The organism is Bacteroides sp. NSJ-48 (genome assembly GCF_014287405.1).
In the GTDB taxonomy this organism is placed as follows: domain Bacteria; phylum Bacteroidota; class Bacteroidia; order Bacteroidales; family Bacteroidaceae; genus Bacteroides; species Bacteroides stercoris.
Genome location: NZ_JACOOD010000011.1, coordinates 41,570 through 59,052, shown reverse-complemented (window position 1 = coordinate 59,052; position 17,483 = coordinate 41,570). Strand labels below are relative to the sequence as shown.

Below are 17,483 nucleotides of genomic sequence, written 5' to 3'. Positions count from 1 at the left end.
TTATATTAATGATGACACAAACAGGAGAGGCACACCGCTTGCCCGTATTGAAAGAACGCCACTTGCCCGGGGAGTGCCGGCAAAGTGTAACGGAACTGCTGAAAGAGACCTATGGTTACGACGGGTTCCGCAATCTCGAAATTTACGATGATTTGTTTAAAAACAGGGATACTCTCTGTATCTCTCAGGGACAACTGGTTGAAAATGTAATCCGGGAAGCGGAAAAGGCGTACAAAGGCGGCGAACAGCCCGACAATATCCTGCTGACTGCTCCGACCGGTGCGGGAAAGTCTCTCTTATTCCAACTTCCCGCCATCTATCTGGGGAAAGAATATAACCTGCTAACTATCGTTGTCTCTCCTTTGAAAGCGCTGATAGTGGACCAGGTGGAAGGCTTGCAGGACGTAGGGTATGAACGTGTGGCATATGCGTCTTCCGACCTTTCGCCGGAGCAGAAGATGGAAGTGTACCGGGCGGTGCGTGAGGGGGAAATCGACTTGTTCTATCTTTCGCCGGAGCTATTGCTCTCCTACGACATCAGACATTTTATCGGCAACCGCCGCATCGGTATGGTTGTTGTCGATGAGGCGCATACGGTAACCACCTGGGGCAAAGAGTTCCGCGTGGACTATTGGTTTCTGGGGCGTTATTTGGGCGCATTGAAGCAGAACCTCGGTTATTCGTTCCCCCTGTTTGCCCTGACCGCCACTGCCGTGTGGAACCCCAAAGGCGGCAACGATATGGTATTTGATACCATCCGCTCCCTGCAAATGGAGCCTTGCATACTTTATGTAGGTACGGTCAGGCGCAAGAACATCGGTTTTGACATCCGCCGGCTCACGTTGGAAGAGGGAGAAACTTATGACAAAGGCAAGCAACGCGTCATATCCGGGCGTGTGGAAGAGTTTCTCGACGGGCATAAGGCACTGCTTTACTATCCTTTTGCCGGTGGCATAGATATGCGTATCAAGACCTGGGTGGCTCCTGCCGACTGGCGTCTGGTGGCCTCCTACTACGGCAAGAAGGACAAGGCGCAGAAGGCTGCCATCGTCAGGGACTTTAAAGAGGGCACGAAGCGGATGATTGTTGCTACAAAAGCTTTCGGCATGGGAGTGGACATCAGCGACATCGACCGTGTTTACCACGTGGCGCCTTCCAGCACGTTTGTCGATTACATTCAGGAAATAGGCCGTGCCGCCCGTGATGCGGATGTGCAGGGTATTGCCGCCACCGATTATCACGAACGCGACTTTTATTACATGAAGCGTCTGCACCAGACCGGCAACATCGGGCAGGACCAACTGGAACTTATCCTGAAGAAACTCATGGAGGTATATCGGATGAAAGGGAAGAAGGAAGAGATACTTGTTTCCCTATCCGACTTTGAGTTCGTGGTGAAGCTGCCGCGTACCAAGAATAAGCTGGAGTACGAGGCCGAGCTGGGGCAGCTTATCAAAACGGCCCTGCTGTGGCTGGAGGATGATTTGGAGCAACGCTACGGCACACGTCTGCTGGAGGTGAGTCCGCAAAATCTGTTGACAGAGGGTTACATCCAGGACAAGACGGGCGATGCCTTTGCGCGCGAATTCCATGCCTACCTTACCGGGGTGGACGGTGAAGAGGGAGTCTACCGTGCCCGTTTGGACACTCTTTGGGAAGAGCGTTTTCCGGAGTTGGGATACAGGGAGTTCAAGCAGAAACTGAACAGCGGCATGTTGTGGGAAGGTTCACGTGCTGTTTCGGTGGGCAAGCACGAGGTGTTGCTGAAAGAGGATGCAACGGTTATCCGCCAGCGCATGGATGCTTTGTTCAAGAGCCTGGTATCGATGCTGAAAACAGCTTTGCTGAAGTCGAAAGGCCGTTTCGATGAAGAGGAGTTGCGTGCGGTGTTTGCCGAGCACGGCATGGATGTGCCGTCGGCCAAACGTTTCATCGGTTCGTTGCTGGAAAGCCGCACCGAGGAGGGGCGCAGCGTAAGTTACATCAGCAGCGTCAAGAAGAAAGACTCGAACGAACTCTCGTTTACCGTCACCAAAGGTTTCGACCTGCTTCTGTCCCGTTATCAGAAGCTGTTCGCCCAGCGTATCGCAGGCAACAGGGGCGACCGCTTGCAGTTCTATTGCACTCCGTTCTCCGATTTGAATATGTTGCTCAACCTTCTTTCCATGCTCGATTGCCTGTCGTTCAGCGTCGAGGGAGGCGGTACGCCTTGCGTGCATGTACGGTTCGATAACCCGGAACTTCTGCAACAGTTGGCGGATTCCGACGAATATCATAATCTTATACTGGACACGAACGAACGTATCTTCGAGGAGCAGATTGAGCTGTTCTCCTTTTTCTTCGGTACGGATACTCTGACCGACGACCAGCGTTGGGATTTCGTGGAAGAGTATTTCACCGGAACAACCGTGGAGGAGTTGAAGAAGAAGTATGGCGGCAGCCGGCCCGTATGAGTTTGGTGCGTGTGCCGTTGCTACAGCTTCTGGAAAGCCAGCCGTTCGTCTCCATTCTGCAGGTATATGATGCCGCAATATTGGAAGCCGTGCTTTTTGAGGATGTGTTGCAGGATATGGTTGTCGCGGTGCGTGTCTGCCCGTAGGTTGGGAATCTGGCGGTAGCACCATTGCAGGCAGGCGGATGCCACCCCTTTGCTTTGCTCCGTGCTTGCCAGGCGGTGGATGACGCCGTAGGGACGCGTATCGTCACTCCAGGCTCCTTCGTAAATTCGGGCGTAAGTAGGGTCGTTCCCTTGTATGAAAGTGAAAGTCCCTACTATGTTCCGTTCTTCATCGAGGCATACGTAGCTGTTTCCGTTCTCGATGTCCTTCTTTACAAGTTCTTCATCGGGATAGCCGCCGGTCCACTGCTTCAAGTTTCCGCTTTTGCGCATGATGCGTTTTCCCTGTTCAAAGAGCTCCATAAGGATGCCGAGTTCTGCAATATCTGTTTTCCTGATTTCTATCATACTCCGTAATAAAGAAATGTGTTTTTTTTGAATAATGTTTTGCAAAGGTAGTCAATCTATGCTTTCCGATGCCTATCTTGCATTTTTAATCTCCTAAAAAGAAAACACGTTTTTTCTCGTCACTCGTCACCGGTAGCGTTCTATCCCTTTGCAGAAGGGAGATGGAGAGGGTGTTGACAACGGTGACGAGAGTGTTGACCAATTGTTTGTCGTCACTTCCGGTCGTCACTTTTATCCTTCTTTTTTCTTGTAACAGGCTTATACACAGAAGCAAAACCTATGTGAAGCGAAATTTGTTAACGGCGGTTAAAAACCTCTGTTTTTCAAGGGCGGAGCGTTCCAAACTCTGCGGTTTAATGGCACCGTTGCCCGTTGGTTTTGTCGTTTTACAGCATGTATAATGTAGGAAAGCCGGATGTAAAACCTCGTTTTCCAACTGCGGGCTCTCCGGTTGCCGGTTGCGGGCCGTACGGTTTCCATATGCGGGCCGTACAGCCCGCAGTTGCAGGACGAGGAAAACAATGTGGCATAGCAGGTTTTTGCATAGGGTATTTCTCCTTTATACATAAGGGATGTCGTGGAAAAACACCGGCATACGGAATGCTTCGGGCTGGAGATTGGGACGATCTCCCACCGGTGGCGCACCGGAACTCTTGTTTTAATTTTGAACAATTCGGAATGCTTGTTGTTTTTTTAAGGGATAATTTGCATATATTTGTCCGCGAAATTTAAACGTATTGAATTATGAAAAAGTTCTTTAGTGTTTTTATGATAGCTGTATGCTGCATGGCATTGGCTATGCCTGCCCAAGCTCAGTTGATTAAGTTTGGTGTGAAAGGCGGTGTGAACTTGTCGAAACTCAAGTTCGAAGGAATGAAAGACAACTCTACCGGATTCTTTTTCGGACCTATGGCGGAAATAACGATTCCCGTTATAGGACTGGGAGTGGACGGTGCGTTGCTGTATTCTCAGAAAGGCGATAAGATGGAAGGCCTTGATATGAAGCAATCGGGGCTGGACATACCTGTCAATCTGAAATATTCCATCGGTCTGGGCAGTATGCTGGGTATTTATGTAGCGGCCGGTCCGGACTTCTTCTTCAACTTCAAGGGTGATAAGAATTTTGAAGATGGAAGAAAGTTGGAAAGCAAGAAAGCGCAGGTGGGTATCAATGTGGGAGCCGGTGTGAAACTGGTTCGGCATTTGCAGATAGGTTTCAACTATACGATTCCTTGCGGTGACTCGTTCACCTGGAAGGATGCCAGTGAGGCTATCGGAACAAAGAATAAGACCTGGCAGATTTCCGCTGCTTACCTGTTCTAAAGATATAACGGGATTATCTCTGTATGGCGTTGTCGATTTTGATTGGCAACGCCGTTTTTTTACGTTATCTTTGCCGTTGCAATGGAAAAGTTCGTAGATGTCATATTGCCCCTTCCCCTGCATGCCTGCTTTACATACTCGCTGCCGGAGGATATGGCGGAGAGTGTACAGATTGGCTGCCGGGTGGTCGTTCCTTTCGGACGGAAGAAATACTATACGGCTATTGTGCAGAACATACACTATTCCGCACCGGCCGGGTACGAGGTAAAGGAAGTGAGTGCCCTGCTGGATGCGCATCCCATCCTGCTGTCCGAGCAGTTCAAGTTTTGGGACTGGCTGGCGGATTATTATCTCTGTACCCGGGGCGATGTCTATAAAGCGGCGCTTCCTTCAGGCCTGAAGCTGGAGAGCGAGACCATCGTGGAGTATAACCCTGATTTCGAATCGGATGTGCAACTGCCCGAAAAGGAACAGAAGATACTGGACCTGCTTGCCGCGGAGCCGGAACAGTGCATTACGAAACTGGAGAAGGAGAGCGGCATCAGGAATATCCTGTCCGTAATTAAATCCTTGCTGGATAAAGAGGCGGTCTTTGTGAAAGAAGAACTGAAGCGCACCTACAAGCCCAAGACCGAGACCCGCGTACGCCTGACGGAAGCGGCAGGCAACGAACACCGTCTGCACTTCTTCTTTGACGAACTGCAGCGTCGCGCTCCCAAACAGTTGGACTTGCTGATGAAGTACATCGAACTTTCCGCCTGTTTGGGTACAACGCCGAAAGAAGTCACCAAGAAGGAACTTTTGCAGCGGACTTCCGCTACGCCTGCCGTGTTCAACGGGTTGGTGGAACGCGGGGTCTTTGAGGTATACCAGCAGGAAATAGGCAGGCTGAACGCAGCCTCTGCCCGGACAACCCTCCCTTTAAATCCTTTGAACGGGCATCAGCAGCGGGCATACGACAGCATTGTGGAAAGTTTCCGGACAAAAAATGTCTGTTTGCTGCATGGAGTCACGTCCAGCGGAAAGACGGAGATTTACATCCATCTGATAGAAAAAGTTATCCGGCAAGGGAAGCAGGTGCTGTATCTGTTGCCGGAAATAGCCCTGACCACACAGATTACCGAAAGGCTGCAACGGGTGTTCGGCTCGCGTCTGGGCATCTATCACTCCAAGTTTCCGGATGCCGAACGGGTGGAAATCTGGCAGAAACAGCTTTCGGACAGCGGATATGACATCATTCTGGGAGTTCGTTCTTCCGTGTTCCTGCCTTTCCGCAAGCTGGGCCTGGTTATCGTGGACGAGGAGCACGAGAACACATATAAGCAACAGGACCCCGCCCCCCGCTACCATGCACGTAATGCCGCCACTGTGCTGGCTGCGCTGTATGGCGCCAAGACCCTGCTGGGAACGGCGACGCCTTCCATAGAAACCTGGCACAACGCCATGTCCGGAAAGTACGGGCTGGTGGAGCTGAAGGAGAGGTACAAGGAGATACAGTTGCCGGAGATTATTCCGGTAGACATCAAGGAGTTGCAGCGCAAGAAGCGGATGAACGGGCCCTTTTCCCCTTTGTTGCTGCAATATGTCCGCGAGGCACTGGAACGGAAAGAACAGGTTATTCTGTTTCAGAACCGCAGGGGGTTTGCCCCGATGATAGAATGCCATACGTGCGGGTGGGTTCCCAAATGTAAGAACTGCGATGTCAGCCTGACCTATCATAAAGGACTGAACCAGCTGACCTGCCACTATTGCGGATATACCTATCAACTGCCCCGCATCTGTCCCGCCTGCGAAGGAACGGACTTGCGCAACCGCGGTTTCGGTACGGAAAAGATAGAGGACGACGTCAAACTCCTGTTTCCCGAAGCGACCGTTGCCCGTATGGACCTGGATACCACCCGCACCCGCGCGGCCTACGAGCGTATCATCGCCGATTTTGAACAGGGAAAGACGGATATTCTTATCGGTACGCAAATGGTTTCCAAAGGGCTGGACTTTGACCACGTAAGCGTGGTAGGCATTCTGAATGCGGATACGATGCTGAACTATCCGGATTTTCGTGCCTATGAGCGTGCTTTCCAGTTGATGGCGCAGGTGGCAGGGCGTGCCGGACGGAAGAATAAAAGGGGCAGGGTAGTGTTGCAGACCAAGAGCATTGAGCATCCCATCATCCCTCAGGTAATTGCCAACGACTACGAAGGCATGGTCGACGGACAGCTTGCCGAGCGGCAGATGTTTCATTATCCCCCTTATTACCGCCTCATATATGTGTATCTGAAGAACCGCAATGAGGCCCTGCTCGATTTGATGGCGCAGACTATGGCGGGCAAGCTGCGTGCCATCTTCGGCAATCGGGTGTTAGGGCCGGATAAACCGCCGGTGGCACGTGTGCAGACGCTGTTTATCCGCAAAATTGTAGTGAAGATTGAAACCAAAGCTCCTATGGCGCGTGTCCGCGAATTGTTGCTGCAGGTACAGAAGGAGATGATAATGGAAGACCGTTTCAAGTCGCTGATTGTATATTATGATGTAGACCCGATGTAGATAGCCGTAGTGCGGGTTACGGAATGTTTAATATGAGTTTGAGTATGAAAGAGAAGAAAAAGATATTGTTTGTTTGCCTGGGCAACATTTGCCGTTCTTCTTCGGCGGAAGGGGTGATGAGGCATTTGATAGAAGAGGCAGGGCGTGAAGATGAGTTCGTTATCGACTCGGCAGGTATTCTTTCCTATCATCAGGGAGAGCTGCCCGACAGCAGGATGCGTGCCCATGCCGCCCGTCGGGGTTACAACCTGACGCACCGTTCCCGTCCGGTACGTACGGATGATTTCTATGAGTTCGATTTGATTATCGGAATGGATGACCGTAATATTGATGATTTGAAAGAGCGTGCCCCTTCTGTGGAAGCATGCGGAAAGATACATCGCATGACGGAATACTGTACTAAGTTTGCCCATGCCGATTACGTGCCCGACCCTTATTATGGCGGGGCCGAGGGGTTTGAATACGTACTCGATATATTGGAAGACGCCTGTGCCGGATTGCTCGGAGCGGTTGGCGAATAATCACCTAATCACCGCTCAATGTCTGTTGTCATGATAAAAACGCTTGTTGTCGTTGAGGCTGCACGTTGCATCCACTCCGGCCTGCTGCAACCGTTCGGCAATCTCATTCAGCTTCTTCCTTGAAACCCGGCCGATGTAGAAAAGACGGTAACGGTAGTCCTTGTCAAGCAATTCCATGACGTGGGTGAAAGTCTGCTCCCGGGCAAAATCGAAGTTGACCTTGCGCAGGTTTGTATACGGATAGCGGATTGTCCTGCCTGCACTGTGTACGGTGAGATTTTCGTTGTCCAGCGTCAGGTAGCAGAACCGGGTCATCAGCATGCAAATGAAGAAAAGGCTTAGGCCGAAGGACAGGATGGCCGGAATGAATCCCCACCATGCATCGATGCCGACGGAATAGTAACCCAATATCAGGAACATGAGGAATAATATGAAGAACCAAAACATATACAGCGAGGGACGCCGGTAAGTTTCCTCCGGGAGGGTTCCCACGCTCCGTTCGCGCGGAACATAGTTGGCAAAAGGCACTCCTTGCGACACCAGAAAACGGACGAGTGATGAAGGATGCCTGAAGGGAGGCATGTATATTACCTTATCCTGTTTTTCCTTTAGGTGGAATACGAATATTCCGGGGCCGTATTTGGCTTTTTCTGCCGGGACACCCTTATGCGCCTGCCGGGGGTATCGTTCCATGAAACTGAAACTTTCAATCTGATGCAGTTGAATCCGTTGGCTTTGCAACAGGAATTCCGCTCTTTGCCGTTCTTTGGTACTGATTTTCATAGGTCTTGCTTTTTAAGTTCCGGGTAACTGATGCGGGTGTGGTAGATGGTTTTCAATTTTTCTTTGAAAACGGCTTTTACCGTTGCTATGTCCTTGAACGTGACGGGGCACTCCCTGAAATAACCTTCCTCCACCTGCGAATCGATAATCTTGTCTACCAGGTTGCTGATGCTCTCTTCCGTATATTCGGGCAGGCTGCGCGAGGCTGCCTCTACGGAATCCGCCATCATCAGGATGGCTTGCTCCTTGCTGAAAGGGTTGGGACCGGGATAGGTGAATGACTCGTTGTCGGGTTCCTCGCCGGGATGCTCGTTTTTCCAGGATATGTAGAAGTATTTTGTCTTTCCCCTACCGTGGTGGGTAGTAATGAAATCCTTGATGACTTTAGGCAGGTTGTTCTTCTCGGCCAGTTTCAATCCGTCCGTTACATGTCCGATGACGACCTGCGCACTCTGCTCGTAACCGAGATTCTTGTGCGGATTGACACCGCCCGACTGGTTTTCGGTAAAGAATGCCGGATTCTCCATTTTGCCGATGTCATGGTATAAAGCGCCTGTACGCACCAACTGGCTGTTTGCGCCGATGCGGTTGGCTGCTTCGGCTGCGAGGTTGGCTACCTGCATGGAATGCTGGAATGTGCCGGGTACGGTTTCCGACATGCGCCGCAGCAAACTGTTGTTGATGTTGGACAATTCCACCAAAGTAACATTCGAAGTGAAGCCGAAGGTCTTTTCCACCAGGAAAAGCAACGGATACGTGAAAAGCAGCAATACGCCGTTTATCACGAAGTAGGTGTACATACTGCCGTTCAGTTTGGACAGGTCGTTTTCCGTTATCAGTTCAAAAGCGAAATAAACGGCTGCATAAGTCAGAATCACCAGGATAGCCGTGCGGAACAACTGCGAGCGTTGCGATAATTCTCTCAAACTGAAAATCGCAACCAAACCTGCCGTTAGTTGCAGCAGGATGAACTCGTGCGGATAGCGCAGGCAGATGGAACAAATCAGTATTGTGACGACCTGTGTGAGAAAGGCTGTCCGTGAGTCGAGAAACACGCGGATAATGACGGGCAGCATGGCATAGGGAATGATGTATACGTTGAATATATTGTTTGTTACCATAACGGCCGTTACCACACAATAGAACATGATAAGGGTGAAAAGCAGCGCGAGGTTGCCTTTGCGGTTGTAATAATCTTTGCGGAAGAGGTCGAGATAAAGCATGAAGCACAATATGAAGATGCCGACGTACAGAATCTGTCCTGCCAGCATCAGTTGTTTCTGCCCGATGGACTCGCTGCGCTGGATGGACTCTTTGCGCAGGCTTTCGAGGATGTTGTAGGTTTCCCGGCTCACTATCTCGCCGCGGTCGATGATTTTCTGCCCGCTCAGTACGATGCCGTTTGCCCATGAATAGTTGTCGAGGATTTCTTCCTTGGCGGTCTCTGTCCGCCGGGCATCGTAGGTGAGGTTGGGAGAGAGGTATTCGTTGAGGGAACACTGCCGGAGTATGTTCGGGCGATAGTGTATGGTATCGGCTGTAAGCAGGTAGGCATATGCCTGCTTTACGGAGTAGAGTTTGTCGATGCTCCGTTGGTTGGCAAGCTTGTCGTCTACCACCATGACGGCAGATGTGCTGTCTTTGTGCAGCCGGGCAAGTTCTTCAGTGGAAAGGATGCCCGCCCGGTACACCTCGGATAGTATTTTTTCGATATGGCGGATGTAATCGGAAGAGGGCAGAATGTCGCGCAGATGAGTCTGATAGTCGTTCTTAAGTTTCTTGAGCGCCTCTTTCCCGGTGCTCTTGTCCAATTGGAAATAGGGTTGGAAAGCGGCCAGGATGCTGTCTTGTTCTTTTTTTACGACTTGGTCGTCTTTGTAAATGGGGAAGTCGAAGGTAGCCATCAGTTGCCCGTACTTCCAGGGTTTGTCAATGTCAAACTGGTAATTAAACTTACCATCTCTCGGCAGGAAATAGACAATAACTCCCACCGTACCTATAAAAATAAGTGCCTTGTATATCAAATCTCTGAACGAGAACTCTTTGTTTTTACCTTTGAAATAGTTCATATCGGTTGAAATTTTTGCGAAAAGTACAAAAAAAAAACAATAGTATGGAAAAAAAGGTTTAATTTTGCCGTCTAATTTAGTTATAAGTAAGATAGATTATGACAGAAAGAAAAGTCAGAGTCCGTTTTGCCCCGAGTCCTACGGGGGCGTTGCACATCGGTGGTGTGCGCACTGCGTTGTATAATTATCTCTTTGCCCGTCAGCATGGAGGAGATTTGATTTTCCGCATTGAGGATACCGATTCCAACCGGTTTGTGCCGGGGGCGGAAGAATATATATTGGAGTCTTTCAAGTGGTTGGGCATTCCTTTTGACGAGGGTGTCAGCTTTGGTGGAGAACATGGTCCGTACCGTCAGTCCGAACGCCGCGACATATACAAGAAGTATGTACAGGTGTTGCTGGATGCCGGCAAGGCATATATCGCTTTCGATACTCCGCAGGAGCTGGAAGCCAAGCGTGCGGAGATTGCCAATTTCCAGTACGACGCTTCTACACGCATGCAGATGCGTAATTCGCTGACGATGCCCAAAGAGGAAGTGGACGCGCTGATTGCCGAAGGCAGGCAGTATGTGGTCCGTTTCAAGATAGAGCCGGACGAAGATGTGCATGTGAACGACTTGATACGTGGCGAGGTCGTGATAAACTCGTCTATCCTTGACGATAAGGTGCTTTACAAATCGGCGGACGAACTGCCTACCTATCACCTGGCAAATATTGTGGATGACCATTTGATGGAAGTTTCCCACGTTATCCGCGGTGAAGAGTGGCTGCCTTCCGCTCCGCTGCATGTGCTGCTGTACCGTGCTTTCGGTTGGGAAGATACGATGCCGGCGTTCGCGCACCTGCCGCTGTTGCTGAAGCCCGAAGGTAACGGTAAGCTCAGCAAGCGCGACGGCGACCGTCTGGGCTTCCCGGTATTTCCGCTGGAATGGCACGACCCCAAGTCGGGCGAAGTGTCTTCGGGCTATCGCGAATCGGGCTATCTGCCGGAAGCTGTTATCAATTTCCTTGCCTTGCTGGGCTGGAACCCGGGTAACGACCAGGAACTGATGTCGATGGATGAACTTGTAAAACTGTTCAATCTGAGTCATTGCAGCAAATCGGGCGCTAAGTTCGACTATAAGAAAGGTATCTGGTTTAACCATGAATATATTCTTCAGAAATCGGACGAGGAGCTTGCGGAACTTTTCAAGCCGGTACTGAAAGAGCACGGTGTAGAGCTTGGTGCATACAGCGATGCGTTCCTTACTACGGTAGTCTCCCTGGTAAAGGGCCGCGTCAACTTCGTGAAGGAACTGTGGGATCAGGCACGTTTCTTCTTTGTTGCTCCTGAACAGTATGCCGAGAAGGATGTGAAGAAACGTTGGTCGGAAGATACTCCGCGCATCATGACGGAATTGATGGAAGTGCTTCGGGGCATTGGGGATTTCTCCTCTAAACCGTCGGAAGATGTAGTTATCGGCTGGATTACGGAGAAAGGATATCACATGGGTAATGTGATGAATGCTTTCCGGCTGGCTGTGGTAGGAGAGTGCAAAGGACCGCACATGTTCGATATTACCGCATTGTTGGGCAAAGAAGAGACGCTTGCCCGCATACAGCGTGCCATCGACGTTCTGAAATAAGTTGAAGCGGAGAAAAGTATGTTTTATAATTTAGCAATAATACTCTATGATATTGCGGTGCACCTGGTGGCTCCTTTCAGCCGTAAACCGCGGAAGATGATGAAGGGGCACTGGGTAGTGTACGAACTTCTTCGGCAGCAGCTGGAGAAGGATGCGCGTTATATCTGGTTTCACGCTGCCTCTTTGGGAGAGTTTGAACAGGGACGCCCGCTGATTGAGAAGATACGTGCCAAATATCCGGATTATCGTATTTTGCTGACATTCTTTTCGCCGTCGGGTTATGAAGTGCGCAAGAACTACCGGGGGGCGGATATCGTGTGTTATCTGCCTTTCGACAAACCGCGCAATGTGAGGAAGTTTCTTGACCTGGTGAATCCCTGCATGGCGTTTTTTATCAAGTATGAGTTTTGGAAGAACTACCTGGATGAGTTGCATAAGCGCCGCATCCCCGTTTATAGCGTGTCTTCCATCTTTCGCCGCGGGCAGATTTTCTTTAAATGGTACGGCGGTACGTATAGGAACGTGCTGCGCAACTTCGACCACATCTTCGTGCAGAACGAGCGCTCCAAGCGTTATCTGGCGAAGATTGGCATCAACCGGGTGACTGTGGTGGGGGATACCCGTTTTGACCGCGTGCTTCAAATTCGGGAAGAGGCTAAAGACTTGCCTTTGGTTGAGTTGTTCAAGAACAATACGATGACTTTTGTTGCCGGAAGTTCCTGGCAGCCCGACGAGGATTTGTTTATCGAATATTTTAATCAGCATCCGGAAGTAAAGCTGATTATAGCTCCGCATGTAATCGACGAAAATCATTTGGTAGAGATAATCCGTAAGCTGAAGCGTCCGTATGTGCGTTATACCCGTGCCGACGAAAAGAATGTCCGTAAGGCGGATTGCCTGATAATAGACTGCTTCGGTCTGCTTTCCTCCATCTATCGCTATGGAGAGATTGCCTATATCGGCGGCGGGTTCGGAGTGGGTATCCATAATACGTTGGAAGCTGCCGTATATGGCATTCCGGTAATCTTTGGACCGAAGTACCAGAAATTCCAGGAAGCCGTTCAGCTCTTGGAGGCAAAAGGCGGGTTCTCTGTCAAGAGTTATGAAGAACTGAAAGCGTTGCTCGACCGTATGCTGGAAGATGAAAGTTTCTTGCGCGAGACCGGTACGAATGCGGGGACTTATGTAACCGGTAATGCCGGAGCAACAGACAAAGTTTTGGGCATGATTAACTTTTAGACTGTTGAGGAGGTTGTCAAAGACCTCTTTCCATAAAAAATATGAGGGGTTGTCAAAACTAAAACGAGACTCTGAAAAGTTCAGACTGTAATTATAACCTCTAAAAGGGTCGTATCAAACTCCGTTTTGAGAGTGATGATACGACCCTTTTCTTTGGTCTTTTAGGATGTTCTAATTTCAAGTTAAAAAGTTTGTCTTCTCAAAGAATGAGTTGTGACGCGTTCATTTTTCCTATATGTAGGCAGTCTCCTTTTTAGAGGCAGCCGATACCTTTACTCCTTGTACCAGCTTGAGTACATCAGGTAGTTGTGCGCAATCTTCTGGTTTAGTTCTTTTGCCTGTTCGGGGTCTACCTTTTTGATGAATTTGGCAGGTACGCCACCCCAGATGCTTCCCGGTTCTATTACGGTGTTGCTAAGTACCAATGAGCCGGCGGCTACAATGGCGCCTTCGCCTACTACGACATGGTCCAGAATGGTAGACCCCATGCCTATAAGTGCATAATCCCTGATTGCAGCTCCGTGGATGGTTACATTGTGGCCTACGGATACATGGTCGCCTATTTCAATGGTGGATTTCTCGTATAAGGTGTGCAGTACGCTTCCGTCTTGGATGTTTACACCGTTTCCGATGCGGATGGAGTTAACATCTCCGCGCAGTACGGTACTGAACCAGATGCTGCAATCCCGTCCCATTTTTACATCTCCGATGATAGTAGCGTTATCTGCTAAAAAACAATTCTCTCCGATTTCCGGAGTGAAACCTCTTACTGATTTTATTAGTGCCATTTTCTTTCTGTTGGTTATCGGTTAATAATTAATGGTTTACATGCTTCTTTCAGCCACTCTTTTTCATCATTTTCTAAGTCGGGAGATAGCTTTTCGTATACAACTCGATGGTATTCGTTCAGCCATTCGATTTCTTCGGCAGTCAGCAATTCCTTGATGATTCCTTTCCGGCAGATAGGACAGAGCGTGACGGTCTCGAACTTCAGATAATTGCCGAACATGCCTTCGCCGGCAGGAACTGTCAGTAACAGGTTTTCGGTGCGGATGCCGTGGCTTCCGGCCTTGTACACGCCTGGTTCGTTGGAAGTGACCATACCCGGTTGCAAGGGAATGGGATTCTCGTTCATTCGGATGCTCTGCGGTCCTTCGTGTACATTGAGGAAATGTCCCACTCCGTGGCCGGTTCCATGCAGATAATTCATGTGCTGCTTCCATATCGGGAGGCGTGCCAATACGTCCAGTTGCGCTCCGCGGGTGCCTTCAGGGAATACCGCCGTTGCCAGTGCGATATGGCCTTTCAATATTAAGGTGTAATCGGTTTTCTCTTCCTCCGTCAAGTTGCCAAGTGCGATGGTACGGGTTATATCTGTCGTTCCGTCCAGATATTGGGCTCCGGAGTCCAGTAAAAGAAAGCCTTCCGCTTTCAGTGTTACATCCGTTTCGGGAGTGGCTTCATAGTGAACTATGGCTCCATGTTCTTTATAGCCGGCAATCGTATCAAAGCTTTCGCCCATGTAAAGTGGTTGTGCAGCCCGAAAAGCATGCAGCTTTTTATCTATACTGATTTCTGTTTCCCGACCTGTAGGGACGGCATCTTCCAGCCACTTCAGAAATTTAACCAATGCAACGCCGTCTCTTTGCATAGCCGTATGGATGCCGGCTATTTCCTGTTTGTTGCGGATGGCTTTCAGTAGAGTTACGGGGGATGTGCCGTCGATTATCCGGCATTGCGGATTGATTGCCGAGTAGATGGCGTAATTTGTTTTGGCGGAATCTGCCAGTATGCTTCTTGCAGGGAAGTGGTTAAGGTAATCTTCTATTTCTTCATATGTATGTACGGAGATACCATTAACGTTAAAATAGGAAGTTAGCTCTGCTGTGACTTTTTGCGGTTGGATGAAATAATGCACTGCGTTTTTCTCTATCAGCAGGTAGCTGACAACAACCGGGTTGCAGTGTACGTCATTTCCTCGAATGTTGAGCAGCCAGGCTATTTCATCCAGTGCCGACAGTAGCAAAGACTCAGCACCGTTTGCGTCCATCTCTTTTCGGACGGCTGCAAGTTTCTCCGTAAAGCTCCTGCCGGCATATTGTGTGTCGTGAATAAACGCGGGAGACAATGGCATTGCCGGGCGGTCTTTCCATAACAGTTGCAGGGGGTCGGCAACACTTTTTACATGAATACCGCTCTTTCTCAATGCTTCTTGCAGATGCTCCACTTCTTTGGCCGAGAACATTTTTCCGTCTATTCCTACGGTGTCTCCCTCTTGCAGGCGTGAGTTCAAGAATGTCGGAATACTTGGCGTTTCAGGCAACATCTCTTTGTATAATGTGATTTCAGTTCCTTCTATCTGCCGGGCGGCTTGCAGGAAATAACGGGAGTCGGTCCATAAACCGGCCTCTTCTGCTGTTATAACTACCGTGCCGGCTGAACCTGTAAATCCGGAAATCCATTCCCGCGACTGCCAGTGGGGAGCCACGTACTCGCTGAGGTGAGGGTCTGTGCTTGGAATGATGAATGCCTGTATGTTTTCTTGGGCAATGTGTGTCCGCAAGGCGGCAATACGTTCATTAATTATTAAATTCATACTGTATAAGGTGTTGATAAGCGTTTTCAAAGATACTCACTTTACTTGTATTACATGGAGTAAATTCTGTTATTTTTCTATTGTTGCTTCTGTAAGTGAAATCTTATCTGCGGGCAGTTTTGATAACTGTCAGTAAGAAAGGCAGGTATTTTATGTTAGGATTGTCGATTTTTTTGTCGAAAGTTTTGTGAATAAAGAAAGTATGTGTAATTTTGCCGCTCAATTTAATCGTGAGATTTTATAAACCATTTAAATTTTAAAAACAAAAAAATGATTGTAGTACCTGTAAAAGAAGGCGAAAACATTGAAAAAGCGCTGAAGAAATTTAAAAGAAAATTTGAAAAGACTGGTATCGTTAAAGAGTTGAGAAGCAGACAACAGTTTGATAAACCGTCTGTGACTAAAAGACTTAAGAAAGAGCGTGCAGTTTACGTTCAGCAACTTCAACAAGTAGAAGATTAATAATTCGTAATTTCCTTTGAATTATTGAATTCTTTTTCATACATTCGTTGCATGATTTAGATGTAACGATATGCTGTTGACAGATTCTTTTCTCGACTATCTTCTGTATGAACGGAATTATTCTGAAGGTACTGTAAGGTATTACCGGGCGGATATTCTTGAGTTGCAGAAGTTTGGTGAGAAGCTGTTGGGAGATTTGGCCCCGTCGGATGTAGGTGCGGATCTTGTTCGTGAATGGATTGTTTCCCTGATGGATAAAGGTTATGCGCCTAATACGGTGAATCGAAAGTTGAGTTCTGTCCGGACATATTACAAGTATCTTTTAAAGAAAGGATTGGTGGCGGCAGATCCGTTACGGAGAGTAACAGGGCCGAAAAAAAAGAAACCGCTTCCTGTCTTTCTGAGAGAAGGTGAAGTGGATAGGTTGTTGGATGATGTCGACTTTGGAGAAAGGTTTGAAGGGTATCGCGACCGTTTGATTATCGAAATGTTTTATACGACAGGTATGAGGCTTTCGGAATTGATAGGGTTGGATGATAAGGATGTTGATTTTTCTGCTTCTCTTATTAAAGTGACCGGAAAACGGAATAAGCAACGTCTGATACCTTTTGATAAAGAATTGGGGCGTTCCATGCAGGAGTATGTCAATGTGCGGAATCAAGCATTGCCGGTTCGTTCGGATGCTTTTTTTGTCCGAAAGAATGGAGAAAGGCTTGGCCGCGGTATCGTAGCATATATTGTGAGACGAAACCTGTCAAAGGTAGTAACTGTAAAAAAAAGAAGTCCGCATGTGCTGAGGCATACCTTTGCAACGGCTATGCTGAACAATGGCGCTGATTTGAGCTCGATAAAAGAGCTGTTGGGGCATGAAAGTTTGGCGACTACGGAAGTTTATACGCATACTACTTTTGAAGAGCTTAAAAAAGTGTATAATCAGGCTCATCCTCGAGCCTAAAAAAAGGAGGTAAGTATGATAGTTAGAATTCAATCGATTCACTTTGATGCGTCAGAGCAGTTGCAGGCTTTTATTCAGAAGAAAGCTGCTAAATTGGAGAAATTTTACGATGATATAGAGAAAGTAGAGGTGTCATTAAAGGTAGTTAAGCCGGAAACAGCCGAAAATAAAGAAGCCGGGGTGAAAGTATTGGTACCCAATGGTGAACTTTATGCGAATAAGGTTTGTGATACGTTTGAAGAAGCAGTGGATCTTTGTCTGGGAGCTTTGGAAAAACAGCTGGTTAAATACAAGGAAAAACAACGAAGTAAATAAAAATCCGCTTAAAATTTTGCGGGTAAAAAATAAATGTCTAAATTTGCAGCCGTTTCGCTCGCGGTAGAACGTTGCGGTTGCATTTT

At 48.6% G+C, this 17,483-nt stretch carries 14 protein-coding genes; 9 read left to right on the top strand and 5 right to left on the bottom strand.

Features of this window, described 5'->3' with window-relative positions:
* Positions 1-8: 8 nt before the first annotated feature.
* Positions 9-2,453, top strand: coding sequence for a DEAD/DEAH box helicase (locus H8S52_RS07285; protein ID WP_186909547.1), 2,445 nt, complete (start codon positions 9-11; stop codon positions 2,451-2,453).
* Positions 2,454-2,473: 20 nt separating this feature from the next.
* Here H8S52_RS07285 and H8S52_RS07280 read toward each other — a convergent pair whose 3' ends face one another.
* On the bottom strand, positions 2,474-2,965 hold the full coding sequence (locus H8S52_RS07280; protein ID WP_186909546.1) for a GNAT family N-acetyltransferase: 492 nt from the start codon (positions 2,963-2,965) through the stop codon (positions 2,474-2,476).
* A 744-nt stretch (positions 2,966-3,709) separates the two neighbouring features.
* On the opposite strand from H8S52_RS07280, the gene H8S52_RS07275 reads away from it, so the two are divergent.
* The 3 genes from H8S52_RS07275 to H8S52_RS07265 all read left to right on the top strand — a co-directional run bounded on the left by H8S52_RS07275 (position 3,710) and on the right by H8S52_RS07265 (position 7,353).
* Positions 3,710-4,288: a porin family protein gene (locus H8S52_RS07275; protein ID WP_186909545.1), complete on the top strand. Its 579-nt coding sequence runs from the start codon at positions 3,710-3,712 to the stop codon at positions 4,286-4,288.
* Positions 4,289-4,369: 81 nt separating this feature from the next.
* Positions 4,370-6,832, top strand: a complete 2,463-nt coding sequence (gene priA, locus H8S52_RS07270; protein ID WP_186909544.1) for a primosomal protein N' — start codon at positions 4,370-4,372, stop codon at positions 6,830-6,832.
* 44 nt (positions 6,833-6,876) lie between these two features.
* Positions 6,877-7,353, top strand: coding sequence for a low molecular weight protein-tyrosine-phosphatase (locus H8S52_RS07265; RefSeq protein ID WP_005656578.1), 477 nt, complete (start codon positions 6,877-6,879; stop codon positions 7,351-7,353).
* Between the two features lie 15 nt (positions 7,354-7,368).
* Here H8S52_RS07265 and H8S52_RS07260 read toward each other — a convergent pair whose 3' ends face one another.
* Positions 7,369-8,136, bottom strand: coding sequence for a hypothetical protein (locus H8S52_RS07260; protein ID WP_186909543.1), 768 nt, complete (start codon positions 8,134-8,136; stop codon positions 7,369-7,371).
* Positions 8,133-10,205, bottom strand: coding sequence for an HD family phosphohydrolase (locus tag H8S52_RS07255; protein WP_117984929.1), 2,073 nt, complete (start codon positions 10,203-10,205; stop codon positions 8,133-8,135). The genes H8S52_RS07260 and H8S52_RS07255 overlap by 4 nt, the downstream gene beginning before the upstream one ends.
* A gap of 98 nt (positions 10,206-10,303) precedes the next feature.
* Between H8S52_RS07255 and gltX the strand changes: the two genes are divergently transcribed.
* Positions 10,304-11,830 (top strand): glutamate--tRNA ligase, encoded by a 1,527-nt coding sequence (gltX, locus tag H8S52_RS07250; protein WP_186909542.1) that lies wholly within the window; start codon positions 10,304-10,306, stop codon positions 11,828-11,830.
* Between the two features lie 18 nt (positions 11,831-11,848).
* Entirely contained in the window at positions 11,849-13,069 is a 1,221-nt protein-coding gene (locus H8S52_RS07245) for a 3-deoxy-D-manno-octulosonic acid transferase (protein ID WP_005656572.1), read from the top strand.
* Between the two features lie 272 nt (positions 13,070-13,341).
* On the opposite strand, the gene H8S52_RS07240 is transcribed toward H8S52_RS07245, so the two are convergent.
* Together H8S52_RS07240 and H8S52_RS07235 are read right to left on the bottom strand one after the other, a co-directional pair.
* Entirely contained in the window at positions 13,342-13,857 is a 516-nt protein-coding gene (locus tag H8S52_RS07240; protein WP_005656571.1) for a gamma carbonic anhydrase family protein, read from the bottom strand.
* A 14-nt stretch (positions 13,858-13,871) separates the two neighbouring features.
* Entirely contained in the window at positions 13,872-15,665 is a 1,794-nt protein-coding gene (locus H8S52_RS07235) for an aminopeptidase P family protein (protein WP_186909541.1), read from the bottom strand.
* Positions 15,666-15,935: 270 nt separating this feature from the next.
* Here H8S52_RS07235 and rpsU point away from each other — a divergent pair, with 270 nt between their 5' ends.
* The 3 genes from rpsU (at position 15,936) to hpf (ending at position 17,397) form a co-directional block, all read left to right on the top strand.
* The gene (gene rpsU, locus H8S52_RS07230; RefSeq protein ID WP_002558090.1) at positions 15,936-16,127 is read left to right on the top strand and encodes a 30S ribosomal protein S21; all 192 of its coding nucleotides are present in this window, start codon (positions 15,936-15,938) and stop codon (positions 16,125-16,127) included.
* Positions 16,128-16,197: 70 nt separating this feature from the next.
* Positions 16,198-17,082, top strand: a complete 885-nt coding sequence (gene xerA, locus H8S52_RS07225) for a site-specific tyrosine recombinase/integron integrase (RefSeq protein ID WP_186909540.1) — start codon at positions 16,198-16,200, stop codon at positions 17,080-17,082.
* Positions 17,083-17,097: 15 nt separating this feature from the next.
* Complete coding sequence (gene hpf, locus H8S52_RS07220) at positions 17,098-17,397, top strand: ribosome hibernation-promoting factor, HPF/YfiA family (protein ID WP_117984937.1); 300 nt, start codon at positions 17,098-17,100, stop codon at positions 17,395-17,397.
* Positions 17,398-17,483: the final 86 nt, after the last annotated feature.